A 26,159-nucleotide genomic window follows, 5' to 3' on the forward strand; every position below is an offset into this window, starting at 1 on the left:
ACCCCCGTACGTGCCGTTCGCCCGGGATCCGGGACTACTTGACCTCGTACACCCAGATCAGCGCGTTCGTCAGCTCGCCGTTCGGGTTCCACTTGTACTGACGCGCGAGGCCGGCACCGTCGTACGTCCGTACATAGTCGAGCAGGTCCGGGCGGGTGACCTTACCGCCGTCGATGCCCTTGGCCAGGATCGTGGTCAGGTCGTACGCCTCGACGGAGTAGACACCGGGCGCCTGGCCGTTGAGCGCCTCGTAGTCCGCGGCGAACTTCTCCGGGGCGGGACCGCACGGGCACGACAGCTTCGCGCCCTTGGCGGCGCTGCCCGCCTGGGCGACGAACTGCGGGTCGTTGGTGCCGTCTGCGGAGACGAAGACCGCCTTCACCCCACCGGACTTCAACTGCTGGGCCAGCGGCGCGCCCTCGGAGTAGTAGCCGGAGTAGAAGATGGCGTCGGGATTCGCGGCCGCCACCTTGGTGACCGTCGCGGAGAAGTCCTTGTCGCCCTTCTTGATGCTGGCGGCGCACGCCGGGTCGGCGGCGGCGCCGAGGCCCTCGGTGATCGACTTCGCCAGGCCGGTGCCGTAGTCGGTGTTGTCCTGGATGACGCAGACCTTCTTGTAGCCCGCGCCGTTGACCAGGTACTTCGCCACAGAGGGACCTTGCACGTCGTCGTTGGCGAGACCGCGGAAGAAGGTGGTCCAACCATTCTGGGTCAGCGTGGCGTTGGTCGCCGACGAGGTGACCGACACCAGGCCCGCATCGCTGAGGATCTTGCCGGTCGCCTTCGTCTCGCCGGAGAAGGCGGGACCGACCAGCCCGATGATCGAGCGGTCGTTGACGATCTGCGGGATCACCTGGGTGGCCTTCTGCGGGTCACCCTCGGTGTCGAACTGCTTCAGCTCGATCTTGCAGCCCGGATTGGCCTTGTTGTGCTTGTCCAGGGCGAGCTTGACACCGTTGACGATGTTGATGCCGAGCGCGGCGTCGGGGCCGGTCAGCGCACCCGCCATCGCGATGGCCGTACCGGGCGCGCAGGTCGCCTTGCCGTCGCCCGCGGGATCGGCCGCCGCGGCCGCGTCCGCCTTCGGCACTTCCTTGCCCTGCTGGTCGACCTGGAGAAGCGGCTGGATGGACAGGCCGCCCGCGCCGTTGGTGCCCGAGGAATCCGAACCGCTGCTGGTGGATTTGTCGCTACAACCGGTCAGCACCAGCGCGGCGGCGGCGCCGACGGCCAGAACAGCTCGCGTCGAGCGACTGCGCCATGTCGAACTAAGCACGTTTCACCTCATCTAAGTTCTGTGCTCCCCCGGGGTCACCGAGGAGGCCGAGACATCAGCCCGGTCAGAACATAGCGTCGGTACGTTAGTTCCGCATCACATTCGGATCATGCGCGCGACATCGTTTCGAATTCTTCTTCACCGCGACGTTTCGACTACGTAAATTCTCCCGCCACGCGCACGGTCACTTCGGCGTCAGGTTCTCCAAGACGACCTCCGCGACCGCCTTCATCGTGGTGCGGCGGTCCATTGCGGTGCGCTGAATCCACTTGAACGCCTGCGGCTCCGAAAGGCCCTGCGTCTGCATCAGAACACCCTTGGCACGCTCGACCAGCTTGCGCGTCTCCAGCCGCTCGGCGAGATTCGCGACCTCGCTCTCCAGCGCGGTGATCTCGTGGAACCGGCTGGCCGCCAATTCGATGGCGGGAACCAGATCCGATTTCGTGAACGGCTTCACCAGATAGGCCATCGCGCCGGCGTCACGCGCCCGCTCCACCAGATCGCGCTGACTGAACGCGGTCAGGATGACCACCGGGGCAACGCGTTTGGACGCGATCTCGGCCGCCGCGTCGATGCCGTCGCGGCGCGGCATCTTCACATCCATGATGACCAGATCCGGCCGGTGCTCCACCGCGAGATCCACCGCCTGCTGGCCGTCACCCGCCTCGCCGACCACCTGATAGCCCTCTTCGGTCAGCATCTCGACCAGATCCATGCGAATGAGCGCCTCGTCTTCGGCGACGACGACCCGCTTCGCCCCGGCGTCCCGCTTGGTGCCGGTGCCCCCAGCTGCTGTGCTCATAGGTAGACCCCTCTGGTTCCGATGCCCTGTCCCGACCCAACCGAAAGAAAGCCGCGCTCGCACCGGGCGACCATCGGCCATCCATCGGGCTGTCGAGTGATGTAAAGAGTACCTTTCACTTCGACATAGAACGCATATACCCTGCGCAAACCGTGCCCTCGCGCCGCGGAGGACAACCCATTCGCGCTCACGCCACCCGACCCGCTATAGTTGCCACCCGGTGCGCCGAGTTGGCGGAACTGGCAGACGCGACGGTCTCAAAAACCGTTGTCCGAAAGGACGTGTGGGTTCGAGTCCCACACTCGGCACCATGGTGGAGCGCAGGCTCCGCGCTGCGCCTCGCGCAGAGCGATCACCTCACCGATCCCGGCGTCGGCGCCGGTGGCCGGAGCCCACCCGGCGGAAGTGCATGGCGTCCGCGAGCGTCGGCTCGCACCGCTCCCGGCGCATCGAGGGCAGGCCGATTCCTCACTCCGAGAAATGGGAGCCGTTCCGGCCCGATAGGCGCCCGCGCGACCTTTTGCGGAACACAACTCGACAACACACGACTGCCCTTCCGCACGCTTCGAGACTTCGGCCGGCGACATCCGCGGCGCAGTGCCAACGGCAGCGATTCCCCTGATCTCTCGAAAAAGCGGAGTCGAAAATATCCACAGCGTTGGAATCACTCCTGCAAGCGCAATCGATGCACCAGCCGCAGATGGTTTACAAGCGCAACAAGGTCGGTGAGATGTGGTTGATCGGCAGCATCGAAACGGCGGGCGGAAGAATGCCGCGAGGCCTTTACTACATCGCATTCGCCTGGACGATATCGTTTTCGCGCTAGGCGTTCTCGCTGCCGGATTTCCGCCATACGTAGATGTTCCGGGCACCTTGCTCGGCGTTCTCATCATCGGAGTTGCCACCGGTCTGGTCCCGGCCTTCTTCTCGAGGCGGGCGGCGGGCGGCGGGCGGCGGGCGGCGGGCGGCGGGCGGCGGGGGCGGCCGGGCGCCGAGCGCTCGCGGGGTTCGGTTGGAGCGCGGCTCCATCGCTCGCGTGTCGGCGGTGGCAACCGTCGAGAACGCGGCGGCGCGGTCACGGGTAACCGGAGTTCCGTCTCGATCGAACCGATACGGTTGGTAGATCGTTGTCCATGTGGCGGCGTCGACGGCCGGGCGGTGAGGTATGCGATGCGAGTGAACAGGACCACTGTGGATCTGTCCGGGTATCCGGATCTGGTGGTCATCTACATCGGCATGCGGGTGCGGCGGCCGAGGGGGATGCTGCGGCTGCTCGGGCTGGGGCCCAAACTCTATCGCTCGCACAAAGATCGGCCGGACGGGTTGTTGCTGCACGAAGACGTCGTGTGGGCGCTGTTCCCGCCGCACTGGGGCGCGCGGCAGTACTGGCGCGATCTGGACAGTCTCGAAGCGTGGACCCGGACGGCGCCCCATCGGGACTGGTGGCAGAAGTTCCTGCGCGACTCCGGGGGCACCGGGTTCTGGCACGAGGCCTACTTCGCCCGCGGCGGCATCGACGCGATGTACGACGACATGGACCCGGCGACGGGACTGGCGCGGTTCGCGCCCGTCGTCGCCTCACGTGGTCACCGGTTCTCCACCCGCGGCCGAGTCGAGGGCAGTCCGTCCGAGGTCGAACCGGTCGTGCCCGAATCCATCTACTACAGCGGCGAATCCGAGTAGTCTGCGCGGGCTGTCATATCACAGGGAAATCACAAAGCAGCGTTTGAGCGCGTGAGCCCCGGGGGACCGCCATGAATAGAATCGCACCGCACCGCTCTTGGGAGTGACGCACGTCGCAGGCCGGGGCCGAAAACGGCGCGCTTCGTGTACGGCGCGCTACGGGCAGATGAATATGTTGTTCCCATATGTGGGACCAACGACTTGGGACCGTCTGGTAGCTTCCCTGCCGTTTATCGTGTTCTGTATGCACGTCCTGTTCGTCTGCAACGGCAATGTTTGCCGGTCGGTGATCGCCGAGCGGCTCACTCGCGCCCTCGCGGTCGAACACGATCTCCCCTATCTCACCGCCGAAAGCGCCGGCACCCGTGCCTTGGTCGGATTTCCGGTCGAGCCGCTCGCCGCGCAGACCATCACCGGGCTCGGCGCGGACGCGAGCAACTTCCGGGCCCGTCGACTGAAGCCGGAGATGATCGATAAGGCCGACCTGGTCCTCACGATGACCGAACAGATTCGCGAGCACGCGATCGACTTGGCCTTCGGCGCGGGCGCGCGCACCTTCACGCTGCTGGAGGCCCACCGCATCGCGCACGTCACCGGCGCGCGTACGGTCGCCGAATTGCACCGCGCGCGCAACGATCTGTCGCTGGTCGGCCGGGAGAACATCGCCGACCCGGTGGGGCTGTCCGCCCAGGCTTTCTGCGACGTCGGCGATCGCATCGCGGAGGCGCTCGTGCCGCTGCTGCTGGCGCTCGCCCCGCACGAGCAGCCGCGCTGGCCCCACGACGAGCGCCGGGGACTGGTGATCCGCCCGGGCGGCGCGCCTGCGCCACTGGCGACCTTCCTCGCCGCCCAGCGCACCGGGTGACCGCCGCGGCGACGACCGCACCGGGCAACGCACCCGGATACACCGCGTATCAACCTGTTACCACGCGGCTGTGTCCTTTTCCGTCCCCGACGCATTAAACTCCCGCCGGACACCATTCTCCGCCGTTGCTGCGTCGACACAGGACAGGAATCAGACATGCCGAAACGCATTTCGGATGTTTCGCTCCATGTTTATGTGACACCGGAAATGCTCGAACGCGTCGTCGACACCGTGCGCGAGGTGGTCGACGACCACCTCGCCGACCGTGACGTATTCGCCTGGCGCTTCACCTTGCCGGTCGACGCCGACGACCCGGCCCACCTGGCGCTCGAGAACGGCTGCCGCGCGGATCCGCCCGGCGGAATTCCCGGCAACCGCGGCACCTACGAAATCGCGCTCAGTCTGGTCGGCGCACCGGATCAGCTGACCGACGCCCACATGGCCGCATTGGAACATGAACTGCTGCACGCCGTCTCGGGGCTGGCGCGAACCGAGCCGGGAGGCGGGATCCCGGTCTCGATCCGCGCATCGCAACGCACCGACGTCGATCTGGACATCGATCGCGACCGCGAACTGCTCTAGTCCTGACGCCGCGGCGGGAAGTGGCGGATAAGCCCCTCTTGCACCGTGGTGGCCAGCAGATCGCCGCTGCGGGAGTAGAAGCGGCCGGTCGCCAGGCCACGGGAGCCCGCGGCTACCGGTGACTCGGTGCAGTACAGCGCCCACTCGTCGAAACGGAAGGGGCGGTGGAACCAGATCGAGTGGTTGACCGTGGCCGCGACGATGCGGTCCAGACCCCACGACAGCCCGTGGGTGGTGATGATCGAGTCCAGCACCGTGGTGTCGGACGAATAGCCCAGCGTCGCCACATGGATCAGCGGGTCGTCGGGCAACCTGCCGTCCGCGCGCATCCACACGCGGTTGTGGTTGAGCCGCTCCCCGGTGCCCTTGAGAATCCAGGCCGGATCGTTGGTGTAGCGCATGTCGATCGGATGCGGCGCCTTGACGAACATCTCCAGCTTGTCCTCCAAGCCTTCGAAGCTCTCCTCCACCCGCGGCAACGTCTCCGGATCCGGTACGTCCGGCTGGGCGTGCGCGTGCTCGAGCCCCGTGCCCCAATCCTGGAACGCGGCGAGCATCACGAACAGCTCCTGGCCGTCCTGGCTGGCGGTCACCGTGCGGTTGGCGAACGCGCGACCGTCGCGATGCCGGTCCACCCGGTACTCGATCGGCTTCTTCACATCGCCGCCGCGCACGAAATGCGCGTTGACGGCGTGCACCGGACGGTCACCGACCGTCCGGCCCGCCGCGATGATGGCCTGCGAGACGAGCTGACCGCCGAAGGTCCGGCTCCACACCTTCTCCGGGTGCTGGCCGACGAACACGTCCTCGTCCATCTGCTCCAGATCGAGCAGGCCAAGCAGCACATCCAGGTCGGAGCGCGGCGCGTGTGGATCCGCGATGTCGACGGGGCTGCTCAGGGAAGCACTCACTAGTGGTCCTCCTCACCGATTCGGTGAACGTGGATCAGGTTGGTGGAACCGACGGTACCGGGCGGCGACCCGGCGACGATGACCACCAGGTCACCCTTCTGGTATCGGTCCATCGACAGAAGTGCTACATCCACCTGGTGGATCATGGCGTCGGTGCTGTCGACCGTGGGCACGATGAAGGTCTCGGTGCCCCAGGTCAGCGCCAGCTGACTGCGCACCTCCGGCAGCGGCGTGAACGCCAGCAGCGGCAGCGGAGTGTGCAGCCGGGCCAGGCGGCGCACGGTGTCGCCCGACTGGGTGAACGCGACCAGCGCCTTGGCGTTGAGCCGCTCGCCGATGTCACGGGCGGCGTAGGAGATCACACCGCGCTTGGTGCGCGGCACGTGGGTCAGCGGCGGCACCCTGGTCGATTCGGTCTCCACCGCGTGCACGATGCGCGCCATCGTGCGCACCGTCTCGATCGGGTACTTGCCCACCGAGGTCTCGCCCGACAGCATCACCGCGTCGGCGCCGTCGAGCACCGCGTTCGCCACGTCCGAGGCCTCGGCGCGGGTGGGGCGGGAGTTCTCGATCATCGATTCCAGCATCTGCGTCGCGACGATGACCGGCTTGGCGTTCTCCCGGGCCATCTGGATGGCGCGCTTCTGCACGATCGGCACCTGCTCGAGGGGCAGTTCGACACCGAGGTCGCCGCGCGCGACCATCACCGCGTCGAAGGCCAGCACCACGGCCTCCAGGTTGTCGATCGCCTCCGGCTTCTCCAGCTTGCCGATCACCGGCACCCGGCGGCCCACCCGGTCCATCACGTCGTGCACCAGCTCGACGTCGGACGGGGAGCGCACGAACGACAGCGCGATGAAGTCCACCCCGAGCTTCAGCGCGAATTCCAGGTCCTCGATGTCCTTCTCCGACAGCGCGGGCACCGACACGTCCATGCCCGGCAGCGAGACGCCCTTGTTGTTGGAGACCGGGCCGCCCTCGGTGACCCGGCAGACCACGTCGTTACCGTCGACGCGAGTGACGATGAGGCCCACCTTGCCGTCGTCGACCAGCAGACGGTCGCCGGCCTTGGCGTCCTGCGCCAGCTCCTTGTAGGTGGTGGACACGCGGTCGTGGGTCCCGTCGACGTCGTCGACGGTGATGCGGACCTCTTCGCCCGTCGCCCAGACGGTTCTGCCTTCCAGGAAGCGCCCCAGGCGGATCTTGGGACCCTGCAGGTCGGCGAGAATGCCGACCGCCCGACCGAGGTGGTCGGCTGCCTGACGCACCTTCTTGTAGTTCTCGGCATGGTCGCTGTGCTCGCCGTGGCTGAAGTTCAGCCGAGCCACGTCCATGCCACTCTCGACGAGTTCGCGGATACGGTCCTCGGTGGCAGTGGCCGGGCCGAGCGTGCACACAATCTTCGTCCGTCGCATCACGAGTAGAGCCTAGTCCCGCTCGGTGGGCAGGTCCCGCCGTGGCCACGGTGAAACCTTGGTGAAAAATATGAACGACAGCCACGCGGCAGGTACAAACAGATACTCATCGGGCGACATGACGGGCCAACCTCGTTTCCAGCCGGGTCTGCCCGAACCCGAGGATCAGGCAGATCACCCAGTAGTACAGCGCCGCGACCCCGTAGAGCGCGAAGAAATCGAACGTCGGCGCGGCGGCGAGCTGGGCGACGCGCAGCAGCTCGGTCACCAGGATGGTCGAGGCCAGCGAGGTGTCCTTCACCAGGGAGATCAGCGTATTCGACAGCGGCGGTACGGCGATGCGCGCGGCCTGCGGCAGGATGATCTGCCGCAGCATCAAGGGATACGACATGCCGAGCGCCTGCGCCGCCTCCCACTGCCCCGCCGCGACGCTCAGGATGGCGGCCCGCACCACTTCGGCCGCGTAGCCGCCGACGTTGAGACTGAACGCGATCACCGCGGCGGGAAACGGATCGATCACGATGCCGAACTGCGGCAGCGCGTAGAACACGATGAACAACTGCACCAGCAGCGGTGTGCCGCGAATGATCGAGATGTAGCAGCGGGCCGCCGCCGACAGCGGCCACACCGGCGACATCCTGGCCAGCGCGACGAACAGCGCGAGCGCCAAGCCGATGGCGAAGCTGATCGCGGTGAGCGGCAGGGTCTTGGTGAGGGTGGCCTGCAGCATCGGCCACAGGTTGTGCCAGATGAGGTTCCGGGTGGCGGCGTCCATGAACGATGTCGGCTACCGGCTGACGTCGGTGCCGAAATACTTCTCGGAGATCTTCGCCAGCGTGCCGTCGGCGCGCAGCTGGTTCAGCGCGTTGTCCACGTCGGTGATCAGCGCGTCGCCCTTGCGCGCGGCGAACGCCTGCTTGCTCACCGATCCGGTCCGGGCGGCGATCTTCACGCTGGTGTCACCGGTCTTCGCGGTGTACTCCGCGACGGCCAGGTTGTCGTTGACGGTGGCGTCCACGCGGCCGTTCTTCAGCAGCTGGATGGCCTGCACGAAGCCCTCCACGGCCTCGACCTTCGCGCCCGCGTCGGTGGCGACCTTGCTCCAGTTGCTGGTGGCCGACTGCGCGCAGGTCTTCCCGGCGAGGTCGGCAAGCCCGGTGACGGCGTTGTTGTCGGCGCGGGTGACGATCACGCCCGCCGAGGTGGTGTAGGGCGCCGACAGCGCGTATTTCGCCGTGCGCTCGTCGTTCACGGTCACCTGATTCGCCACCAGATCGAAGCGCTTGGACTCCAGGCCGGCGAAGATGGCGTCCCACGGCGTCTGCACGAATTCGACCTTCTTGCCGAGTTTGTCGCCGACCGCCTGGATCACCTCGACGTCGTAGCCGGTGAGCTTGCCGTCGGAGCCCTGGTAGCTGAACGGGGTGTAGGTGCCCTCGGTACCGACCTTCAGCACGTTCGGGTCGCTCCCGCCGCACGCGGTCAGTCCGGTGGCGGCGAGGACGGCGAGCACGGCGGCGGCGAACAACTTACGGCGCACGGAATCCCTCTCTACGGTGCGTGGAGTTCCACACACGGCACGCGAATCCGGTCATGCTACGCCCGGACCGCCGCGAGCGACAGTATCGCGATCATGGTGCGCGGAAGAGTTGCGCAGCGCTGTCACCCGCGTCGACCGGGAGGCGGGCACCCCGCTCCCGCCTGCCGGTTCCGCCGAGATCAGTCGCGCAGCGGGCGGCCGTCGCTGTCCGGCACCTTGCCGGTGAGCATCAGGACGCCGTCGACGATGCCCCAGATCCAGCCGACGGTGAAACAGGTGAGGATGCCGACGACCAGCTGAGCTACGCCCAGGCCGGTGTACCCGAGGTAGAAGCGGCCGACGCCGAAACTGCCCAGGAAGATCTGCAGGAGTCCCGCGACGAGCTTCTGCTTGTCGGACAGCGGTACACCGAAAGGGTCACGGCCCCAGGGTGCCTCCGGGTCGTTGGGGTTGTAGCCCTGCGGCCCGACCGGGTAGGGGGCGGCCGGGTAGCCCCCCGGCTGTTGACCGTAGGGATCGACGGGCCGGCCGTACTGGGGCTGACCGTAGGGGTCCGACGGCGCGCTGTACTGCGGCTGGCCGTAGGGGTCCGACGGGGCGCTGTACTGCGGCTGGTTCTGCGCGTCCAGCCGCTTGGTCAGATCGGGACCGGTGCCGGGCGGGCCGTACTGCGGGCCACCGGTTTCCGGATTCTGCTGGTAAGGGTCGGTCACTGAGGTCCTCCTCGGTCGTGCGGGCACCCTCTGGTCGGCCCCCGGTCCTGCTGAATCGCCGAACTGCCGTTTCGCGACGATCACGAGCCATTGTCACGGGGATCGACCTGATTGTCGTCCCGGTGGCATTCGGCTCCGCGCACAGTTATCGCGGCGGATCGCCCGAACGTTGCCGCCGCGGCGATTCTGTGCCGACGGTGCTGGGTCGAGTCGAGAACCGTGCCCTTCGGCGTCCCGGCCGTACCGGGCGATCAGTTCTTGTCGGAGGCCGACTTTCCCGAATCGGCCTTCTCCGAGGCGGTCCGGGAAGACTCGTCGGTCTCGCCCGCCTGCTGCCCGCCCGGCTCCGCCGAGCCGGACTCGGCCTCGGACACCGCGCTCTCGGACGTCGGCGCATCGATGCCGGTCGTGGATTCGCCGGTCCGCGCGGACTTTCCGGGCGCCGCCCCGGCGGCGCGCAGGGCGCGGATCTGCCACGGCCACGGCCGCGGGCTCGCGCCGGGTTGCAGCTGCTCGGGCGTTTCGCGGCCCTTCGTCGCGAACACGAAGTAGGCGATCGCGGCAAGGAATACGACGGCGGAGGTGAACGAGTTGATCCGGATACCCGCGATCTTCGTCGCCTCGTCGGCGCGCATCAGCTCGATGAAGAACCGGCCGAAGCAGTAGCCGGCGACGTACAGCGCGAACAGGCGGCCGTGCCCGATCCGGAAACGCTTGTCCACGTACACCAGCAGCACGACGACGAGCACGTTCCACAGCAGTTCGTACAGGAAGGTGGGATGCACGATCTTGTCGACCACGCCGGTGGAGGCGCCGTTCATCATGTCGAGCCTGCCGTCGTCGCCCACCCGCCGGTAGATCTCCAGGCCCCAGGGCAGGTCGGTCTCGCGGCCGTACAGTTCCTGGTTGAAATAGTTGCCGAGCCTGCCGATGGCCTGGGCGAGCAGGATCGGCGGGGCGACCGCGTCGCCCAGGGCGGGCAACGGGATCCGGTACACCCGGCAGCCGATCCACGCCCCGATGCCGCCGAGCAGCACCGCGCCCCAGATGCCGAGCCCGCCTTGGTAGATCTTCAGCGCGTCGACCGGATTCCCGTCCGCGCCGAAGTACTTCTGCCAGTCGGTGGCCACGTGGTAGAGCCTGCCGCCGACCAGACCGAACGGCACCGCGAACATCGCGACGTCCAGGATCGCGCCGGGCTGCCCGCCGCGTGCGCGCCAGCGCCGTTCGCCCCACCAGATCGCGACGACGATGCCGAGGATGATGCACAGGGCGTAGGCCCGCAGCGGGAACGGCCCGAGCTGCCACACGCCCCGCGCGGGGCTGGGGATGTAGGCCAGCAGGGCGCCGCTGACGCCGCCGTCGGCCAGGACACTGTCTGCGAGGACTCGTAACGTCACGGGGTCACCGTAGCGGAGAAGCCCGGCCGCCACGCCACCACCGCACCGCCCTTGTCGTGGTGCGGCGCGCCATCGCGAAGCCCCGCCCACCGGTAGCGCCGCGAGATCCCCGTGGTTGCGGCGAGCGCGGCCGAGCGCACTCCCGTGACTTGCGCGTCCTTCGACGGGAATCGCGCCATCCGTCGCACCGGCTTGTCCGCGTCCGGTTCGCCGGACGGGATCGCCGGTCTCGTGTCACAGCGGCGGGGCCGGGCCGATTTCGCCGCCCGGCCGAACCGCCCTCCTAGGACGCCACGGTGGCCGAGCGCACGCCTTCGGCGAGTTCCGCCGTCAGTGCCCGGACGGCATCGAGACCCTGGCCCGCCGCGCTCACCAGCGCCGAGCCGACGATCACGCCATCGGCGAAGGACGCGATCTCGGCGGCCTGCTCGCCCGAGCGGACGCCGAGCCCGACGCCGATCGGGATGTCGGAGTGCGTCCGGATCCGCGCGCACAGGGCGGGCGCGGCCGAGGACACCACGTCCCGGGCTCCGGTGACACCCATGGTCGATGCCGCGTAGACGAAGCCGCGGCTGGCCTCGAGCGTTTTCACCAGGCGCTCCTCGGTGGACGACGGCGCGACCAGGAAGATGCGGTCCAGGTTGTGCGTGGACGAGGCGACGAACCAGTCGTCGGCCTCCTCCGGAATCAGGTTCGGAGTGATGATGCCCGCGCCGCCAGCGGCGGCCAGATCCCGCGCGAAGCGATCCACGCCGTACTTGAGCACGGGGTTCCAGTAGCTCATCACGACGGCCTTGCCGCCCGCGCCGGTGATCGCCTCGACCACCGTGAACACGTCGCGCACCCGCACGCCGCCGCGCAGTGCCTGCTCGGCGGCGGCCTGGATGGTCGGGCCGTCCATCACCGGATCGGAGTAGGCGACGCCGACCTCGATGATGTCGCATCCGGCGTCGACCATGGTGCGCACGACCTCGATCGAACCGGCCAGATCGGGGTAGCCGGCGGGCAGGTAGCCGATCAGCGCCGCGCGGCCTTCGGCGCGGCAGGCGGCGAAGGTGTTCGCCAAGCGGGACTGCTGGCTCACCGGCCCTCCTCCTTCGGCTCGTCGTCGAACAGCCCGAACCACCGCGCTGCCGTGTCCATGTCTTTGTCACCGCGGCCCGAGAGGTTCACCAGGATGACCGCGCCGGGGCCGAGTTCCTTGCCCAGTTGCAGCGCGCCGGCCACCGCGTGTGCCGACTCGATCGCGGGGATGATGCCCTCGGTGCGGCTGAGCAGCAGCAGCGCGTCCATCGCCTCGGTGTCGGTGATCGGCCGGTACTCGGCGCGGCCCACGTCCTTGAGGTAGGCGTGCTCCGGGCCGACACCCGGATAGTCCAGGCCCGCCGAGATCGAATGCGACTCGATGGTCTGGCCGTCCTCGTCCTGCAGCAGGTACGAGTAGGCGCCCTGGAACGCTCCTGGCGTGCCGCCGGTGAAGGTGGCCGCGTGCCTGCCGGTGTCGACGCCGTCACCGGCCGCTTCGTAGCCGATCAGCCGGACGTCGGCGTCGTCGAGGAACGCGTGGAAGATGCCGATGGCATTGGATCCGCCGCCGACGCAGGCGACGACCGCGTCGGGCAGCCCGCCGGTGGCGGCCTGCACCTGGGCGCGAGCCTCCATGCCGATGATGCGCTGGAAATCGCGCACCAGCATCGGGAACGGGTGCGGGCCCGCGGCGGTGCCGAAACAGTAGTAGGTGTCGTCGGCGTTGGTCACCCAGTCGCGCAGCGCCTCGTTGATGGCGTCCTTGAGGGTCTGCGAACCGGAGGTCACCGAGATCACCTCGGCGCCGAGCAGGCGCATGCGCGCCACGTTCAGCGCCTGGCGGGCGGTGTCGACCGCGCCCATGTAGACGACGCAGTCCAGGCCGAGCAGCGCGCAGGCGGTCGCCGTGGCGACGCCGTGCTGGCCCGCGCCGGTCTCCGCGATCACCCTGTTCTTGCCCATCCGCTTGGCGAGCAGCGCCTGGCCGAGCACGTTGTTGATCTTGTGCGAGCCGGTGTGGTTCAGGTCTTCGCGCTTGAGCAGGATGCGCGCGCCGCCCGCGTGCTCCGCCAGCCGCGTGCACTCGAACACCGGCGACGGGCGCCCGGTGTAGTCACGCTGCAACCGGTCCAGCTCGTTGAGGAAGGACTCGTCGATCCGGGACTTCTCGTATTCGGCGGTCACCTCCTCGATGACGGCCATCAGGGCCTCGGGGACGTGCCTGCCGCCGTAGACGCCGAAGTGCCCGCCCACATCGGGCTCGTGGCCGCTGCGCTGGGCGACGCCGTCACTGGCCTGTGGTACCGCTGCCACGCCGGTCACCGGCCCCGCCGTGCCGGCTTCGGGCAGGACGGGTGGGTGCCCGCGGTCACCAGTTCCGAGACCGCCGCGCGGGGGTCGCCACTGGTCACCAAGCCCTCGCCGACGAGAACGGCGTCCGCGCCCGCGCCCGCGTAGGCCAGCAGGTCGGCGGTGCCGCGGATGCCGGATTCGGCGATCCGGATGACCTCGGTGGGCAGTCCGGGCGCGATCCGCGCGAACACGTCGCGGTCGACCTCGAGCGTCTTGAGGTTGCGGGCGTTCACACCGATCACCGACGCGCCCGCCTCCAGCGCGCGGTCGGCCTCCTCCTCGGTGTGCACCTCGACCAGCGCGGTCATGCCGAGCGACTCGGTGCGGTCGATCAGGGAGGACAGCACGTCCTGCTCCAGTGCCGCGACGATCAGCAGGATGACGTCCGCGCCGTGCGCGCGCGCCTCGTGGATCTGGTAGGGGCCGACGACGAAGTCCTTGCGCAGGATCGGGATGTTCACCGTGGCGCGGACCGCGTCCAGGTCGTCGAGCGACCCGTTGAAGCGGCGGCCCTCGGTGAGCACGCTGATGATCCGCGCGCCGCCGTCCTCGTAGGACTTGGCCAGGCTCGCCGGGTCCGGGATGTCCGCCAGCTCGCCCTTGGACGGACTTGCCCGCTTGACCTCGGCGATCACGCCGATGCCGTCCTCGAGCAGCGCCGCGCGGGCGTCCAGCGGCGCGGGCGCGGCCGCGGCGGCCGCCTTGACCGCCTGGAAGTCGAGAAGGGCTTCCCGAGCGGCCACATCCGCGCGGACCCCGTCGAGAATCGAGTCGAGTACCGTCATCTGGCTCGAATCCTTTCTGGGGAGACGGACTTGCTACCTGAGAATCCCCCCAGGCGCTGTCTCACCGATGCTGACAAAGAATAAATGGACCTACCGGGCGCTGATGCGCCGGGGCTCGGGTTCAACCATGCGGAAGGGCTCCGCGCAAGGTGGTACCCGCCACACCCGCCGTGCGGGAACAGCTCAGCGGCCACGTCGGTCCGCCTCACCGTGCTCCGGGTCCTCCGGACCCGACGGCCCGGCAGCGGGCTCGTCGGTCGGGTCGGTCCCGGCATCCAGCGCGTCCCACAGCACGCGCTCGGACAGCTGGGGCGAGGACACATCGTCCGGTGATTGCGCGCGCCGCTGCGCGACCTCCGCGGTGGCGGCGGCGCGCCGGAAGACCGGGTTGTCGTACTTGCCGGACATCCGTGCCGCCTCGGCGGGCATCCGGGCCAGCAGCGCGCCCGCGCCGAACGCCGCGAGCGCGCCGAGCAGCGCGAGCACGGCCGGGAACGCCGACGTGGTCGCCGTCTCCACCTGGGCGCGGGCCGGGAGCTCGGCGAGTGTCGCGGCCCGCTCGGCGATCTTGCCGGAATCGGTCAGCAGCGCGAACGCGGGCACCGCGGCCACCGCCGCGACCAACGCGATCAGCACGCCGACCACGCGGCGCAACCAGCCCCTGGTGGCCAGCACGGCCGCGATCGACGCGAGCAGCACCAGCGCCAGCGGCGTGAGCGCGCCGAACCACACCCCGCCGCCGAGATGATCGGTGCGGGGCTGGGTGAGGCCGTCGGAGGAGCTGACGGTCACCCAGGTCATCCGGGACGACGCCCACAGCGCGGCGGCGGCGACGGCGAGCAGCGCGACCGGGGCCACGGGGTATCTCCGGCGCGACTCGCTTCCCGTGTCCGGCGGCTCGGTGCGTGCGGCGGAATCCGATGCGGCTGGACCGGCTTCCGGCCCGCCGGTATCCGGGGCGGACTCCCGCGCCGGGCCGGGTTCGTCTTCGGGACGGGCAGCTGTCATAGCGATCCGCCGTCCGCCGCATCCGGCTCCGGCTCCGTGCCGTAGGCCCGCACCGTTCCGGCCGCCGCGACCGCCTTCAGCACCGCCATCGCCTTGTTGCGCGACTCCACGTCCTCGTATTCCGGATTCGAGTCCGCCACCACGCCCGCGCCCGCCTGCACGTAGGCCGTGCCGTCCTTCAGCAGCGCGGTGCGGATGGCGATGGCGGTATCGGCGTCACCGGCGAAGTCCAGGTACCCGACGACGCCGCCGTAGACGCCGCGCCGGGTCGGTTCGAGTTCCTCGATCAGTTCCATCGCGCGCACCTTGGGCGCGCCGGACAGGGTGCCCGCCGGGAAGCACGCCCGCACCGCGTCCAGCGCGATCCGGCCGGGCGCCAACCGGCCCGACACCGTGGACACCAGGTGCATGACATGGCTGTAGCGCTCGATGTGCCGGTACTCGGTGACCCGCACCGTGCCCGGCTCGCACACCCGGCCCAGGTCGTTGCGGCCGAGGTCGACGAGCATGAGGTGCTCGGCGTTCTCCTTCTCGTCGGCGAGCAGGCCCTTCTCCAGCAGCAGGTCCTCCTCCTCGGTGCTGCCCCGCCAGCGGGTGCCCGCGATCGGATGGGTCGTCGCCACACCGTCTTTCACGGTGACCAGCGATTCCGGACTGGAGCCGACAATGGAGAACGCGGTGCCGCCCTGGCCGTCCGGGATGTGCAGCAGATACATGTACGGGCTGGGATTGGACGCGCGCAGCATCCGGTACAGGTCGATCGGCGACCCGTCGTAGTCCATCTCGAAACGCTGGGAAAGCACCACCTGGAACGCCTCACCCGCCTCGATCTCCTTGACCAGGCGGCGCACGCCCGCGCCGAACTCCTCGGTGGTGCGCCTGCGCCGGTACCGCGGCTCGGGCTGGTCGAAGACCGACACGGTGGATTCGGCCGGCGCGCCGAGCGCGGCGGTCATCCGGTCCAGCCGGGCCACCGCGTCGTCGTAGGCCTCGTCGACGCGCTCGGCGGTGCCGTTCCAGTTGACCGCGTTGGCGATCAGCGTGATGGCGCCCTCGTGGTGGTCGAACGCGGCCAGGTCGGTGGCGAGCAGCAGGACCATCTCCGGCAGCCGCAAGTCGTCCAGCGCCAGACTGGGCAGCCGCTCCATCCGGCGCACCGCGTCGTAGCCGAGGTACCCGACCATGCCGCCGGTCAGCGGCGGCAGTCCGGGCAAGCGCTCGGTGCGCAGCAGTTCCAGCGTCTCGCGCAGCGCGACCAGCGGATCACCGCCGGAGGGCGCGTCGGCCGGGACGCTGCCCAGCCAGGCCGCCTCGCCGTCCACCACGGTCAGCGCCGACGGGCTCCCCGCGCCGATGAACGACCAGCGCGACCACGACCGGCCGTTCTCCGCGGACTCGAACAAGAAGGTGCCCGCCCGGTCGGCCGCGAGTTTGCGGTAGGCCGACAGCGGAGTCTCGGAGTCCGCCAAGACCTTTCGGGTCACCGGGACCACCCGGTGCTCCGCGGCCAGTTGATGGAACTGTTCGCGGGTCGTGGTGGTGGGAGTGGACGCGCCTGGCATGCACTCATCATCCCAGGCCGGGCCGATCGACCGGTGAGCGGTGCCGGTGACACGGGGCCGTACGCGACAAACGCGACAAATCAGGTCGACCGTCCGGTTCTCACGCGGCCGCCGGACGTGTGGCGGCGCTCACTACACTCGCGGCGTTCCACGTCGCATGCGGTATCCATCTCGAGAGGAGACAACTGATGTACCCCTCGCAATCGGTAGCGCCCGAGGGTCCTCGGCACATCCCGAACCACAGCGTCCCGCGCCCGCACGCCCCGCGCCCAGGGGCCACCGGCCATCCGGATCGCCCCCAGGGTGCTCCGAGCAACGCGCTCGCGTCCTTCGTCACCTACGTCAAAGCACTGGAGTCCCTGGACAAGAATCGTTTTCCCGACGAATACGCCGTCCACAGCCACCGCATCAAAGAGCTTCGGCCGTTCCTGCGAGCCCACGGCATCCTCGATGTGATGGCGATCAAGAACCCTGAGGTGGCAGCGCTCATCGGCGCGTAGCCGCCACACCCTCGGCTCGTGCCCGGCCACCGGCGCGGCGATCGGAGCGCGGGCGGCGCCTCGACGGGCACGAGCAACGGAGGGTGGTTTCCCCGACCGCCGCCGGAGCGGGATACCCGATTCGACCAAGCGCCCGGTAGGCTTTCCGACTATGCAGCAAGGACAGCTCGCCCCCGCTTTCGAGCTTCCCGATCAATCCGGCACTCCCCGCTCGCTCGACGCGCTGCTGGCGGACGGCCCCCTGGTCCTCTTCTTCTATCCCGCCGCCAATACGCCCGTGTGCACGGCCGAGGCCTGTCATTTCCGTGACCTCGCCGCCGAATTCGCCGCACTCGGCGCCACCTGCGTCGGCATCAGCACCGACAACGTGGACACCCAGGCGGGATTCGCCGACAAGCAGCGCCTCGGTTATCCGTTGCTCTCCGACGCCGACGGCGCCGTCGCCGCGAAGTTCGGCGTGAAGCGCGGACTGCTCGGCAAACTCGCGCCGGTGAAGCGGCAAACGTTCGTCATCGACACAGACCGCACCATTCGCAAGATCATCACCGGCGAGTTGCGCGCCGCGGTGCACGCCGACGAAGCTCTGAACTACCTGCGCACCAGGTAGACCGCGCGGCGCGCCGGGCCGCGCAGCCACTGCCGGGCCACGGTGCGGCCTAGGCTGGATCCATGACTTCGACCGAGGTCCAGCCCGGCGAGGGCAAACCCACCGCAGCGGTCTGGCGCACCCGGATCATCGGCGGTGCCGTGCTGCTGGCCGTCCTCGTCGTTCTCTACTTCATCCTGTCCGCGTTCATCCCGCGCTGGTGGGCGCAGCGGGTGGGATCGATGGTGCACGGTAGTTTCGCCAAGGGCATCGGCTGGGGCCTGTTCTTCGGCGGGATCTGCACCATCGTCACCCTTTTCCTGCTGCTGTTCGCCGTGATGGTGTGGCGGCGCAAGGCCGGCAAGTTTCTCGCCGGTGCGGCCGGGGTCGTCGCCATCCTGTTCGCGCTGCCCAACCTGATGACGCTGACCATCGTGCTCGGCAACAGCAGTGCCGCCCACGCGGGCGAACGGATCCTGGATGTCGACGCGCCCGCCTTCCGTGGCGCCGCGCTCACCGGCGCCGTCGTCGCGGCACTGCTGCTCCTGCTCGCGGTAGCGCTGTTACTGCTGCGCCGGTGGCGGCGCACGCACCCGCGCCGATCCAAGGCCGGGGAGACGCCGTCGAGCGGCGTGTGAGTGAACTCACGTCATGCAGCATCTTTATGACGGTCGAGCGAAGTCGTGGCAAACTCGTTGTCGCGGGTGACTGTGCACAAGCTTCTCGACAATCACTAGGACAACGAACAAAACCACGTCACTTGGCTTGAAAGAAGGCACACAGTGACGAAGTGGCTCGACCCGGTCGAACAACGCGCTTGGCGTGCGATCGTGGCGCTGATGACGCGACTGCCAGGAGCTCTGGACACCCAGCTCCAGCGCGAGTCCGGCGTGACGCATTTCGAGTACTGGGTACTGACCCTGTTGTCGGAGGAACCGGGCCACCGACTGCAGATGAGTGAGCTTGCCCACAAGGCAAATGCATCGCTATCGCGCTTGTCACACGTGGTTTCCAAACTGGAGCGGATGGGCTGGGCACAGCGCTCGGCGACCGCGGGACGGCGTGGCGTGCACGCCGTGCTCACCGACGACGGGTACCTGAAGGTCGTAGAGGCCGCGCCCGGATATCTGGCGGCCGTGCGGCACCTGGTTTTCGACGGCTTGGACGACGCGCAGAAGGTCCAGGTCGCCGATCTGGGCGAACTGCTGGCCGAGCGGCTCGTCGACGCGCTCGCCCAACTCGACCAGCTCGGCGGACTCACCCCGGCGACGGACGACCAACGCCCGACCGGAGGCTAGCCCGGCGCCTGCTCAGGATCGCGGGGCCAGGAGCACATCCGAGTCGAAGCAGGTGTGCGTGCCGGTGTGGCAGGCCGCCCCCTCTTGATCGACGACCAGCAGGATCGTGTCGCCGTCACAGTCGAGCCGCACTTCGTGCACGTACTGGGTGTGGCCGGAAGTCTCCCCTTTGACCCAGTACTGCTGACGGGAGCGCGAATAGTAGGTCGCCTTACGGGTTTCCAGCGTGCGCGCCAGCGCCTCGTCGTCCATCCACGCGACCATCAGCACGTCACCGGTGGCGCGTTCCTGCGCGACGGCCGAGACCAGCCCGGCGTCGTTGCGCTTGAGGCGGGCGGCGATAGCGGGATCGAGACTCATGGCACCGTTATAACAGGGGCGCCGTGGCGCGGAGTACCCGGTCAGCGCACCCGGGAGCGCTGGAGTTCGCCGAGCACCTCCCAGGTGCGCCGCTGGTCCTGCGGGGTGGTCAGATCGGTCTGCGAGAAGACCACCTCCGTCGCGCCCGCCGCGAAGTACTCCGCGACACGGGCCGCGATCAACTCCTCGTCACCGATCACCACGAGTTCCGCCGCCCGCGCCGCCCCGGACAGCTCGATCACCCGGGCATAGGACGGGATGTCGTCGTAGAACGCCGTCTGGACGGCGGCCGCCGCGCGCGCGGTGTCGAGGTCGGCGGTGACCACGCCGGGGACCAGCACGGTGACCCGCGGCGCGGGCCGGCCCGCCCGCTCGGCGGCGGCGGCGAGCGGCGCGACGATGTGCTCGGCCAGCGCCTCGGGGCCGACCAGGAAAGGCAGGGTGCCGTCGGCCAGCTCACCCGTGACGCGCAGCGCCTGCGGCCCCATGGCGGCCACCAGGAGCGGCACGGGTGGCCGCGCCCCGGCTACCGCGGCGGTCAGCGGGGCGGCGGCGGTGAGCGTCTCGCCGTGGAAATCCACCGTGCCGGTGTGCAGCACGGTGCGCAGCGCGGTGAGGAACTCGCGCAGCCGAGTGATCGGACGGTCGAAGGATCCGCCGAACACCGGGCCCGCGAAGGACTCGGCGCCGAGTCCGAGTCCGAGGGTGAACCGGCCGCCGGTGGCCGCCTGCGCGGTCTGCGCCTGCCCGGAGATCAGCAGCGGATGACGCGCCGTGATCGGCACCGCGGAGGTGCCGACCGCGAGTCCGGGCACGGCGCGGCCGACGATCCCGGCCAGCGCGATGGCGTCATGGGTGAACGTCTGGCCGAACCACAGCGACGACAAACCGGCGGCGGCCGCCGTCGCACCCAGTGACACCGCCGCGTCCACGGCATTGCCGGTGGCGTCGAGGGCGAACGGGGACAGCGCGATTCCGATGCTCATGCCCGATGCAACCGTGCTGCCGCGAGGCGCCTTCCGCCTCGGCGGATTTCCGCCAACTACTACCGGATGACGATCTTCTCCGCCCGCATCGAATCCTTGACCTGGCCGATGGTGAGTTCGCCGAAGTGGAACACGCTGGCCGCGAGCACGGCGTCGGCCCCCGCGTGCACGGCCGGGGCGAAGTGCTCGACCGCGCCCGCGCCCCCGCTGGCGATCACCGGGACCGTCACGGCCTCCCGCACGGCGCGGATCATCGGCAGGTCGAAACCGGCCTTGGTCCCGTCGGCGTCCATGGAGTTGAGCAGGATCTCGCCGACGCCGAGTTCGGCGCCGCGCACCGCCCATTCGACGGCGTCGATGCCGGTGCCGCGTTTGCCGCCGTGTGTGGTGACCTCCCAGCCGGAGGGCGTGTCCGGCTGCCCGGCCGGCACGGTGCGCGCGTCCACCGACAGCACGATGCACTGGGAGCCGAAGCGCTCGGACATCTCGCGCAGCACCTCCGGCCGCGCGATCGCGGCGGTGTTCACCGAGACCTTGTCCGCGCCCGCGCGCAGCAGGCGGTCCACGTCCTCGACCGTGCGCACCCCGCCCCCGACGGTGAGCGGGATGAAGATCTGCTCGGCGGTGCGGGTCACCACGTCGATCATCGTGCCGCGATCACCGGTGGAGGCGGTCACGTCGAGGAAGGTCAGCTCGTCGGCGCCCTGCGCGTCGTAGAGGGCGGCCAGTTCGACGGGATCGCCCGCGTCGCGCAGGTTCTCGAAGTTGACGCCCTTGACCACCCGTCCCGCGTCGACGTCCAGACACGGGATCACCCGTACGGCCAACGTCATTGCCTCACCCTTCCTCCGCGGCCGCCGGATCGGCGACCGTGCAGATCATGTCGAGCAGTTCCTCGTGCACGCCGGGCGCGGCCGCGAGCACGGAGCCGGAGGTGATGGTCCACGGCCTGCCCACCAGGTCGGTGACCACGCCGCCCGCCGCGCGCACCAAGGCGACGCCCGCCGCGTTGTCCCAGGGATGGTGTCCGAACACGATCGCGCCGCCGAGCACGCCGGAGGCGGTGAACGCCAGATCGATGCCGGTCGAGCCGTGCATGCGCACCCGGGAGGACAGCCTGCTCAGCGGTCCGAGCAGGTCGAAGCGGAATTGTCCCGGGATGCGGCCGTGCGCGTCCACATTGAACGCGCCGAAACCGATCATGGCCTCGGCGAGCTTCCCGCGCGGCAGCGGCGGCAGCGGCTGCCCGTCCAGCAGCACGGGGCCACCGACCATGGCGGCGTAGCGGCGGCCGAGCAGCGGCAGCCAGGTCAGTCCCAGCACCGGTTCCCCGTCGCGGACCAGCGCGAGCAGCATGCCCGAGAGCGGATGCCCGGAGGAGTAGTTGAACGTGCCGTCGATCGGGTCGAGCACCCACGCGGTGCCGGAGGTGAGTTGCGGTCCGCCGAACTCCTCGCCGTGCACCTCGATTCCGGTGCGGCGCAGCAACTCGGCGGAGACGGTGCGCTCCAGCTCCAAATCCAGTTCCGTGGCGAAATCGTTGCGGCCCTTCTCGACCGCGCTCGGCGCGCCGATACCCTCGACGAACCGCGAACGCACCGAATCCAGGACCTCGCTCGCCGCCGCGAGCAGGTTCGACAGTTCCTGGGTCATCTCACCGCGGCCAGCGCCTCGGGCAGGGTGAACCGGCCCGCGTAGAGCGCCTTGCCGACGATCGACCCCTCGACGCCGTCGGGCACGAGTTCGGCGATCGCGACCAGGTCCGCGATGGTGGACACGCCGCCGGAGGCGATGACGGGTGCGTCGGTGGCCGCGCAGACCTCGCGCAGCAGGTCCAGGTTCGGGCCGGTGAGCGTGCCGTCCTTGGTCACGTCGGTCACCACGTAACGCGAGCAGCCGTCGCGCTCCAGGCGCTCGAGCACCTCCCACAGATCGCCGCCGTCGCTGACCCAGCCGCGCCCGCGCAGCCGGTACTCGCCGTCGATGATGCGCACATCCAGGCCGACCGCGATGCGCTCGCCGTGCCGGGCGATGGCCTTCGCGCACCAGACCGGGTCCTCCAGCGCGGCGGTGCCGAGATTCACCCGGGCGCAGCCGGTGGACAAGGCCGCCTCGAGGCTCTCGTCGTCGCGGATGCCGCCGGACAGTTCCACCTTGACGTCGAGCTCACCGACCACGCCCGCCAGCAGTTCCCGATTCGAGCCGCGCCCGAACGCCGCGTCCAGGTCGACCAGATGCACCCATTCCGCGCCGGCTTCCTGCCAGGCCAGCGCCGCCTCGCGAGGCGAGCCGTAGCTGGTTTCGCTGCCGGCCTCTCCTTGCACGAGGCGCACAGCCTCTCCGTTGGCGACATCGACGGCGGGTAGCAGCACAAGACTCACGAGAGCAGCCTAGTGGTTACCCGGCCGCGTCCGAGTGCAGGGCCTGGGCGGATGGGACCTCGATCACCGCGGCGAGCCGCCCGCGTGCGCGTCCAGGATGCGGGTCAGCAGCGTGACCAGGGTCTGCCGATCGCGCTCGGAGAAGCCCGCGAGCAATTCGTCCTGGGCGACCTTCAGGCGCTCGTCGAGATCGTCGAGGTGGCGCGCGCCCGCCGCGGTGAGCGTGACGATGTTGCGGCGGCGGTCGGCGGCATCGGGGTTGCGCTCGACCAGCCCGCGCGCGGCGAGATCGTTCACCGCCGCGACCACGTCACTGCGGTCGATACGGGTGCGCCTGCCCAGCTCCGCCTGGCTGGCCGGACCGAACTCACCGAGCGTGGCCAGCAGCGCGTAATGGTGCCGACGGGAGCCGGTGGGCTCCAGCGCCCGCTCGGTCGCCCGATTCGCCACCAGCGCGACCTGATTGACCAGCCTGGTGGGCAGGACGCGGAGCCGCCCCGCGGCGTCTTCGTGCGCGATGTCCATGCGGCCACTCTAACAAGACTTGTTGGCACCACCCACGATCTGTTACGTTGGAGTAACCAACGTTGGACACGTCAACGTTCTGTCCGGAAGGCGACTTCGATGCGCAAGATTCGCTCGGCCCTCCCCCTGCTCGTTCTCCCGCTGGCCGCCCTGACCGCCGCCTGCGCCTCCGCCGCCGCGACTCCCACACCGGAGGTGCGCGAGATGCTGGACCGCGGGCAGATCACCGCCCTGGTCGACCGGCTCGGCCGCGCTTTGGACGAGGGCCGCTTCGAGGAACTGCGGGCGATCTACACCCTGGACGCGACCGCGAAGACGCCCGGCGGCACCGCCGAGGGACGCGACGCGCTGATCGCCCAGGCGAGCCGCAACCACGGCGAGGACAAACGCATCCAGCACGTGATCGGCAACGTGCTGATCGATCTGCGCGGCGACGCGGCCGACGTGCGGGCCAACTTGATCGCCACTTTCGCACCCGCCTCCTCCGACGGGACGATTCCGCGGCCGCAGTACACCCTCGGCGAGGTCTACCGTTTCGACGCGGTCCGCACCGAGGAGGGCTGGCGGCTGTCCCGGGTGCAGACCACCCCGATCTGGTCCACCGGCACGCGTCCTTGATCGGCGCGGCGAGCACGCGTGCGGTGACAGGCGAGGGCGAGCGGATCCGCAGCGAGTTCCGGGGACGGGTCGGCGTCTACCGGATCCACCAGCCCGGTCATCGGCAGGAGTCGGCACAGCCGCGGCACGGGCGGCGCGGAAGGTAACGTCTCCGCTCGGCGATCATCCCCGGTCGCCGCTTCCCTTTCGCACCGAGGAAGTGCATGTCACGATCTGAAATCGCTGCCGCCCTGTCGCTTTCGGCAGCAGCCTGCTTCGCGGCCTTCGTCGCCGCACCCGCCGCCAACGCCGCCCCGCCCGAGGAGGCGCGCCTGGCGGGATGCGAATTCGGCTCCGCCGCGGCGACCTACGACTACGCGCGGTTCGGCGAACACGCCCGCCGGATGCTCGACCTCAGCACCGGAGAGTTCCGCGCCGAGTTCGAGAACTTCCGCGCCAACATCCAATCCAGTGCCGAGGCCGCGCACATCCGCGCCGAGGCCAACTCGGCCGACTGCCGCATCGTCTCCGGCGACGACAACCGGGCCGAGGTGGACGTCGACGTGGTACGGACGGTGACCAGCGATGAGACCGACGGTCTGCCGCAGACCAGCCGCATGGCGATGACCGTGACGGTGGACAACGTCGACGGACGCTGGCTGGTCAGCAAGGTCCGCAAGCACTGACCGCGGCGGCGGTCCCGCGCGCCCCGGTGCGCGGGATCCGCCCTACAGCGAGTTCACCCAGTTGCGCAGCAGGTGGGCGCCCGCGTCCCCGGATTTCTCCGGGTGGAACTGGGTCGCCGACAGCGCGCCGTTCTCCACCGCCGCCAGGAACGGCACCCCGTGCTCGGCCCAGGTCAGCTTGGGCGCGGCGAAGTGCTCGCTGGGCGGCAGGTCCCAGGTCTGCGCGGCGTAGGAGTGCACGAAGTAGAAGCGCGTCTGCGCGTCGAGGCCCGCGAACAGCACGCTGTCGGTCGGGGCGGAGACGGTGTTCCACCCCATGTGCGGCAGCACCGGCGCCGACAGCCGTTCGACCGTGCCCGGCCATTCGGCGCACCCGTCGCTCTGCTCGCCGAATTCCACACCCCGCTCGAACAGGATCTGCATGCCGACGCAGATGCCCAGTACCGGGCGCCCGCCGGCCAGCCGCTGACCGATCAGGCGTTCGCCCCGCACCGCACGCAGTCCCGCCATGCACGCGGCGAACGCTCCGACGCCCGGCACGACCAGTCCGTCGGCGGCGAGCACGGCCTGCGGGTCCGCGGTCACATCGACGCGAGCGCCCGCCCTGGTCAGCGCCCGCTCGGCGGAGTGCAGGTTGCCCGAACCGTAGTCGAGCAGGGCCACCGTTTTCGCGCTCACAGCGTTCCCTTCGTCGAGGGGACCCCGCTCACCCGCGGGTCGAGTTCCACCGCGGCGCGCAGCGCACGCGCCACCGCCTTGAATTCGGCCTCGGTGACGTGGTGCTGATCGCGGCCGTAGAGCACCCGCACGTGCAGCGCGATGCGCGCGTTCAACGCGATCGACTCGAAGACGTGGCGGTTGAGCACGGTGGAGTACGGCGCGCCGGGACCGGACCCGGGAATCACCGTGTGCACCAAGTGCTCCGGCTCTCCGGTGTGCACGCAGTAGGGGCGGCCGGACACGTCGACGGCGGCGTGCGCCAGCGTCTCGTCCATCGGGATGTAGGCATCGCCGAACCGGCGGATCCCCGTCTTGTCGCCCAGCGCCTTGCCGAGCGCCTGACCGAACACGATCGCGGTGTCCTCGACCGTGTGGTGCGCCTCGATCTCGGTGTCGCCCTCCGCCCGCACGGTCAGGTCGAAGCTCGCGTGCGCGCCGAGCGCGGTCAGCATGTGGTCGTAGAACGGGACGCCGGTGGCGATCTCGGTCTTGCCGGTGCCGTCCAGATCCAGCTCGACGACGATGCCGGATTCCTTGGTGACCCGCTCCACCCGGGCGGTCCTACTCATGCTCACGTCCAATCGAGTTGTCGCCGATAG

Annotated in this window: 31 protein-coding genes and 1 tRNA gene; 10 read left to right on the forward strand and 22 right to left on the reverse strand. The window is 69.5% G+C overall.

Going from position 1 to position 26,159, the window contains the following annotated elements; all coding sequences use genetic code 11:
* Positions 1-34 precede the first annotated feature (34 nt).
* Together ACGF7Y_RS27120 and ACGF7Y_RS27125 are read right to left on the reverse strand one after the other, a co-directional pair.
* Entirely contained in the window at positions 35-1,276 is a 1,242-nt protein-coding gene (locus ACGF7Y_RS27120; RefSeq protein ID WP_393238189.1) for a branched-chain amino acid ABC transporter substrate-binding protein, read from the reverse strand.
* A gap of 184 nt (positions 1,277-1,460) precedes the next feature.
* On the reverse strand, positions 1,461-2,078 hold the full coding sequence (locus tag ACGF7Y_RS27125; RefSeq protein WP_040866041.1) for an ANTAR domain-containing response regulator: 618 nt from the start codon (positions 2,076-2,078) through the stop codon (positions 1,461-1,463).
* 224 nt (positions 2,079-2,302) lie between these two features.
* Here ACGF7Y_RS27125 and ACGF7Y_RS27130 point away from each other — a divergent pair.
* The 4 genes from ACGF7Y_RS27130 (at position 2,303) to ACGF7Y_RS27145 (ending at position 5,208) form a co-directional block, all read left to right on the forward strand.
* Positions 2,303-2,389: transfer RNA gene (locus tag ACGF7Y_RS27130), tRNA-Leu, on the forward strand.
* An 859-nt stretch (positions 2,390-3,248) separates the two neighbouring features.
* The gene (locus ACGF7Y_RS27135) at positions 3,249-3,761 is read left to right on the forward strand and encodes a monooxygenase family protein (RefSeq protein ID WP_040866093.1); all 513 of its coding nucleotides are present in this window, start codon (positions 3,249-3,251) and stop codon (positions 3,759-3,761) included.
* Positions 3,762-4,005: 244 nt separating this feature from the next.
* A complete protein-coding gene (locus ACGF7Y_RS27140) occupies positions 4,006-4,626 on the forward strand; it encodes a low molecular weight phosphatase family protein (protein WP_393238193.1) in 621 nt (206 codons plus the stop codon).
* A gap of 156 nt (positions 4,627-4,782) precedes the next feature.
* Positions 4,783-5,208 (forward strand): hypothetical protein, encoded by a 426-nt coding sequence (locus tag ACGF7Y_RS27145; protein ID WP_393238196.1) that lies wholly within the window; start codon positions 4,783-4,785, stop codon positions 5,206-5,208.
* On the opposite strand, the gene ACGF7Y_RS27150 is transcribed toward ACGF7Y_RS27145, so the two are convergent.
* From ACGF7Y_RS27150 to ACGF7Y_RS27205, 12 genes are all read right to left on the reverse strand, one after another.
* Positions 5,205-6,023 carry an acyl-CoA thioesterase gene (locus tag ACGF7Y_RS27150; protein WP_393238441.1) on the reverse strand — a complete coding sequence of 273 codons (819 nt, stop codon included), beginning with the start codon at positions 6,021-6,023 and terminating at the stop codon, positions 5,205-5,207. The genes ACGF7Y_RS27145 and ACGF7Y_RS27150 overlap by 4 nt on opposite strands.
* Before the next feature lie 95 nt (positions 6,024-6,118).
* The gene (gene pyk / locus ACGF7Y_RS27155; protein ID WP_174550072.1) at positions 6,119-7,537 is read right to left on the reverse strand and encodes a pyruvate kinase; all 1,419 of its coding nucleotides are present in this window, start codon (positions 7,535-7,537) and stop codon (positions 6,119-6,121) included.
* A 103-nt stretch (positions 7,538-7,640) separates the two neighbouring features.
* Positions 7,641-8,309 carry an amino acid ABC transporter permease gene (locus ACGF7Y_RS27160; RefSeq protein ID WP_040866037.1) on the reverse strand — a complete coding sequence of 223 codons (669 nt, stop codon included), beginning with the start codon at positions 8,307-8,309 and terminating at the stop codon, positions 7,641-7,643.
* Between the two features lie 12 nt (positions 8,310-8,321).
* Positions 8,322-9,074 (reverse strand): amino acid ABC transporter substrate-binding protein, encoded by a 753-nt coding sequence (locus ACGF7Y_RS27165; RefSeq protein WP_040866036.1) that lies wholly within the window; start codon positions 9,072-9,074, stop codon positions 8,322-8,324.
* Positions 9,075-9,253: 179 nt separating this feature from the next.
* On the reverse strand, positions 9,254-9,787 hold the full coding sequence (locus tag ACGF7Y_RS27170) for an NINE protein (protein ID WP_393238201.1): 534 nt from the start codon (positions 9,785-9,787) through the stop codon (positions 9,254-9,256).
* 251 nt (positions 9,788-10,038) lie between these two features.
* Complete coding sequence (lgt, locus tag ACGF7Y_RS27175; RefSeq protein WP_393238204.1) at positions 10,039-11,187, reverse strand: prolipoprotein diacylglyceryl transferase; 1,149 nt, start codon at positions 11,185-11,187, stop codon at positions 10,039-10,041.
* Positions 11,184-11,366 carry a hypothetical protein gene (locus ACGF7Y_RS27180; RefSeq protein ID WP_393238207.1) on the reverse strand — a complete coding sequence of 61 codons (183 nt, stop codon included), beginning with the start codon at positions 11,364-11,366 and terminating at the stop codon, positions 11,184-11,186. The genes lgt and ACGF7Y_RS27180 overlap by 4 nt, the downstream gene beginning before the upstream one ends.
* 104 nt (positions 11,367-11,470) lie before the next feature.
* Positions 11,471-12,271, reverse strand: a complete 801-nt coding sequence (gene trpA / locus ACGF7Y_RS27185) for a tryptophan synthase subunit alpha (RefSeq protein ID WP_393238209.1) — start codon at positions 12,269-12,271, stop codon at positions 11,471-11,473.
* Positions 12,268-13,527 (reverse strand): tryptophan synthase subunit beta, encoded by a 1,260-nt coding sequence (trpB, locus tag ACGF7Y_RS27190; RefSeq protein ID WP_393238212.1) that lies wholly within the window; start codon positions 13,525-13,527, stop codon positions 12,268-12,270. The genes trpA and trpB overlap by 4 nt, the downstream gene beginning before the upstream one ends.
* A 5-nt stretch (positions 13,528-13,532) precedes the next feature.
* A complete protein-coding gene (gene trpC, locus ACGF7Y_RS27195) occupies positions 13,533-14,351 on the reverse strand; it encodes an indole-3-glycerol phosphate synthase TrpC (protein ID WP_062970871.1) in 819 nt (272 codons plus the stop codon).
* 183 nt (positions 14,352-14,534) lie between these two features.
* On the reverse strand, positions 14,535-15,359 hold the full coding sequence (locus ACGF7Y_RS27200; protein WP_393238216.1) for a TIGR02234 family membrane protein: 825 nt from the start codon (positions 15,357-15,359) through the stop codon (positions 14,535-14,537).
* On the reverse strand, positions 15,356-16,921 hold the full coding sequence (locus tag ACGF7Y_RS27205; RefSeq protein WP_393238219.1) for an anthranilate synthase component I: 1,566 nt from the start codon (positions 16,919-16,921) through the stop codon (positions 15,356-15,358). Before ACGF7Y_RS27205 ends, ACGF7Y_RS27200 begins: the two co-directional genes overlap by 4 nt.
* A gap of 188 nt (positions 16,922-17,109) precedes the next feature.
* Between ACGF7Y_RS27205 and ACGF7Y_RS27210 the strand changes: the two genes are divergently transcribed.
* The 4 genes from ACGF7Y_RS27210 (at position 17,110) to ACGF7Y_RS27225 (ending at position 19,305) form a co-directional block, all read left to right on the forward strand.
* Positions 17,110-17,421 carry a hypothetical protein gene (locus ACGF7Y_RS27210; RefSeq protein WP_393238222.1) on the forward strand — a complete coding sequence of 104 codons (312 nt, stop codon included), beginning with the start codon at positions 17,110-17,112 and terminating at the stop codon, positions 17,419-17,421.
* 151 nt (positions 17,422-17,572) lie between these two features.
* On the forward strand, positions 17,573-18,028 hold the full coding sequence (locus ACGF7Y_RS27215) for a peroxiredoxin (protein ID WP_391471337.1): 456 nt from the start codon (positions 17,573-17,575) through the stop codon (positions 18,026-18,028).
* A 62-nt stretch (positions 18,029-18,090) separates the two neighbouring features.
* Complete coding sequence (locus tag ACGF7Y_RS27220; protein ID WP_393238226.1) at positions 18,091-18,645, forward strand: permease; 555 nt, start codon at positions 18,091-18,093, stop codon at positions 18,643-18,645.
* 144 nt (positions 18,646-18,789) lie between these two features.
* The gene (locus ACGF7Y_RS27225) at positions 18,790-19,305 is read left to right on the forward strand and encodes a MarR family winged helix-turn-helix transcriptional regulator (protein ID WP_393238229.1); all 516 of its coding nucleotides are present in this window, start codon (positions 18,790-18,792) and stop codon (positions 19,303-19,305) included.
* 12 nt (positions 19,306-19,317) lie between these two features.
* Here the strand turns inward: ACGF7Y_RS27225 and hisI are convergent, their stop codons facing one another.
* The 6 genes from hisI to ACGF7Y_RS27255 form a co-directional block, all read right to left on the reverse strand.
* Entirely contained in the window at positions 19,318-19,665 is a 348-nt protein-coding gene (gene hisI / locus ACGF7Y_RS27230) for a phosphoribosyl-AMP cyclohydrolase (RefSeq protein ID WP_393238232.1), read from the reverse strand.
* Positions 19,666-19,706: 41 nt separating this feature from the next.
* A complete protein-coding gene (locus tag ACGF7Y_RS27235) occupies positions 19,707-20,651 on the reverse strand; it encodes a TIGR03564 family F420-dependent LLM class oxidoreductase (protein ID WP_393238235.1) in 945 nt (314 codons plus the stop codon).
* A gap of 59 nt (positions 20,652-20,710) precedes the next feature.
* Positions 20,711-21,484 (reverse strand): imidazole glycerol phosphate synthase subunit HisF, encoded by a 774-nt coding sequence (hisF, locus tag ACGF7Y_RS27240; protein ID WP_393238238.1) that lies wholly within the window; start codon positions 21,482-21,484, stop codon positions 20,711-20,713.
* Between the two features lie 4 nt (positions 21,485-21,488).
* On the reverse strand, positions 21,489-22,304 hold the full coding sequence (locus ACGF7Y_RS27245; RefSeq protein WP_393238240.1) for an inositol monophosphatase family protein: 816 nt from the start codon (positions 22,302-22,304) through the stop codon (positions 21,489-21,491).
* Positions 22,301-23,032 carry a bifunctional 1-(5-phosphoribosyl)-5-((5-phosphoribosylamino)methylideneamino)imidazole-4-carboxamide isomerase/phosphoribosylanthranilate isomerase PriA gene (gene priA / locus ACGF7Y_RS27250; RefSeq protein WP_062970890.1) on the reverse strand — a complete coding sequence of 244 codons (732 nt, stop codon included), beginning with the start codon at positions 23,030-23,032 and terminating at the stop codon, positions 22,301-22,303. Before priA ends, ACGF7Y_RS27245 begins: the two co-directional genes overlap by 4 nt.
* A gap of 63 nt (positions 23,033-23,095) precedes the next feature.
* The gene (locus ACGF7Y_RS27255) at positions 23,096-23,557 is read right to left on the reverse strand and encodes a MarR family winged helix-turn-helix transcriptional regulator (protein WP_393238242.1); all 462 of its coding nucleotides are present in this window, start codon (positions 23,555-23,557) and stop codon (positions 23,096-23,098) included.
* A gap of 99 nt (positions 23,558-23,656) precedes the next feature.
* Between ACGF7Y_RS27255 and ACGF7Y_RS27260 the strand changes: the two genes are divergently transcribed.
* Positions 23,657-24,175: a nuclear transport factor 2 family protein gene (locus ACGF7Y_RS27260; RefSeq protein ID WP_393238245.1), complete on the forward strand. Its 519-nt coding sequence runs from the start codon at positions 23,657-23,659 to the stop codon at positions 24,173-24,175.
* A 203-nt stretch (positions 24,176-24,378) separates the two neighbouring features.
* Complete coding sequence (locus ACGF7Y_RS27265; RefSeq protein ID WP_391471319.1) at positions 24,379-24,840, forward strand: hypothetical protein; 462 nt, start codon at positions 24,379-24,381, stop codon at positions 24,838-24,840.
* A gap of 42 nt (positions 24,841-24,882) precedes the next feature.
* On the opposite strand, the gene hisH is transcribed toward ACGF7Y_RS27265, so the two are convergent.
* Positions 24,883-25,518 (reverse strand): imidazole glycerol phosphate synthase subunit HisH, encoded by a 636-nt coding sequence (gene hisH / locus ACGF7Y_RS27270; RefSeq protein ID WP_393238249.1) that lies wholly within the window; start codon positions 25,516-25,518, stop codon positions 24,883-24,885.
* A complete protein-coding gene (gene hisB, locus ACGF7Y_RS27275; RefSeq protein ID WP_357041629.1) occupies positions 25,515-26,129 on the reverse strand; it encodes an imidazoleglycerol-phosphate dehydratase HisB in 615 nt (204 codons plus the stop codon). The genes hisH and hisB overlap by 4 nt, the downstream gene beginning before the upstream one ends.
* Positions 26,130-26,159 lie beyond the last annotated feature (30 nt).

The sequence above is a fragment of the Nocardia sp. NPDC047654 genome, assembly GCF_043205035.1.
Lineage (GTDB): Bacteria > Actinomycetota > Actinomycetes > Mycobacteriales > Mycobacteriaceae > Nocardia.

What these genes read in the sequence shown, in the direction of transcription:
- ACGF7Y_RS27125 (WP_040866041.1), bottom strand. Translation starts at nt 2,078, where the DNA reads ATGAGCACAGCAGCTGGGGGCACCGGCACCAAGCGGGACGCCGGGGCG.
- ACGF7Y_RS27135 (WP_040866093.1), top strand. Translation starts at nt 3,249, where the DNA reads ATGCGAGTGAACAGGACCACTGTGGATCTGTCCGGGTATCCGGATCTG.
- ACGF7Y_RS27140 (WP_393238193.1), top strand. Translation starts at nt 4,006, where the DNA reads ATGCACGTCCTGTTCGTCTGCAACGGCAATGTTTGCCGGTCGGTGATC.
- ACGF7Y_RS27145 (WP_393238196.1), top strand. Translation starts at nt 4,783, where the DNA reads ATGCCGAAACGCATTTCGGATGTTTCGCTCCATGTTTATGTGACACCG.
- ACGF7Y_RS27150 (WP_393238441.1), bottom strand. Translation starts at nt 6,023, where the DNA reads ATGGACGAGGACGTGTTCGTCGGCCAGCACCCGGAGAAGGTGTGGAGC.
- ACGF7Y_RS27160 (WP_040866037.1), bottom strand. Translation starts at nt 8,309, where the DNA reads ATGGACGCCGCCACCCGGAACCTCATCTGGCACAACCTGTGGCCGATG.
- ACGF7Y_RS27180 (WP_393238207.1), bottom strand. Translation starts at nt 11,366, where the DNA reads ATGGCGCGATTCCCGTCGAAGGACGCGCAAGTCACGGGAGTGCGCTCG.
- trpC (WP_062970871.1), bottom strand. Translation starts at nt 14,351, where the DNA reads ATGACGGTACTCGACTCGATTCTCGACGGGGTCCGCGCGGATGTGGCC.
- ACGF7Y_RS27200 (WP_393238216.1), bottom strand. Translation starts at nt 15,359, where the DNA reads ATGACAGCTGCCCGTCCCGAAGACGAACCCGGCCCGGCGCGGGAGTCC.
- ACGF7Y_RS27205 (WP_393238219.1), bottom strand. Translation starts at nt 16,921, where the DNA reads ATGCCAGGCGCGTCCACTCCCACCACCACGACCCGCGAACAGTTCCAT.
- ACGF7Y_RS27210 (WP_393238222.1), top strand. Translation starts at nt 17,110, where the DNA reads ATGTACCCCTCGCAATCGGTAGCGCCCGAGGGTCCTCGGCACATCCCG.
- ACGF7Y_RS27215 (WP_391471337.1), top strand. Translation starts at nt 17,573, where the DNA reads ATGCAGCAAGGACAGCTCGCCCCCGCTTTCGAGCTTCCCGATCAATCC.
- ACGF7Y_RS27220 (WP_393238226.1), top strand. Translation starts at nt 18,091, where the DNA reads ATGACTTCGACCGAGGTCCAGCCCGGCGAGGGCAAACCCACCGCAGCG.
- hisI (WP_393238232.1), bottom strand. Translation starts at nt 19,665, where the DNA reads ATGAGTCTCGATCCCGCTATCGCCGCCCGCCTCAAGCGCAACGACGCC.
- ACGF7Y_RS27235 (WP_393238235.1), bottom strand. Translation starts at nt 20,651, where the DNA reads ATGAGCATCGGAATCGCGCTGTCCCCGTTCGCCCTCGACGCCACCGGC.
- hisF (WP_393238238.1), bottom strand. Translation starts at nt 21,484, where the DNA reads ATGACGTTGGCCGTACGGGTGATCCCGTGTCTGGACGTCGACGCGGGA.
- ACGF7Y_RS27245 (WP_393238240.1), bottom strand. Translation starts at nt 22,304, where the DNA reads ATGACCCAGGAACTGTCGAACCTGCTCGCGGCGGCGAGCGAGGTCCTG.
- ACGF7Y_RS27255 (WP_393238242.1), bottom strand. Translation starts at nt 23,557, where the DNA reads ATGGACATCGCGCACGAAGACGCCGCGGGGCGGCTCCGCGTCCTGCCC.
- ACGF7Y_RS27260 (WP_393238245.1), top strand. Translation starts at nt 23,657, where the DNA reads ATGCGCAAGATTCGCTCGGCCCTCCCCCTGCTCGTTCTCCCGCTGGCC.
- ACGF7Y_RS27265 (WP_391471319.1), top strand. Translation starts at nt 24,379, where the DNA reads ATGTCACGATCTGAAATCGCTGCCGCCCTGTCGCTTTCGGCAGCAGCC.
- hisB (WP_357041629.1), bottom strand. Translation starts at nt 26,129, where the DNA reads ATGAGTAGGACCGCCCGGGTGGAGCGGGTCACCAAGGAATCCGGCATC.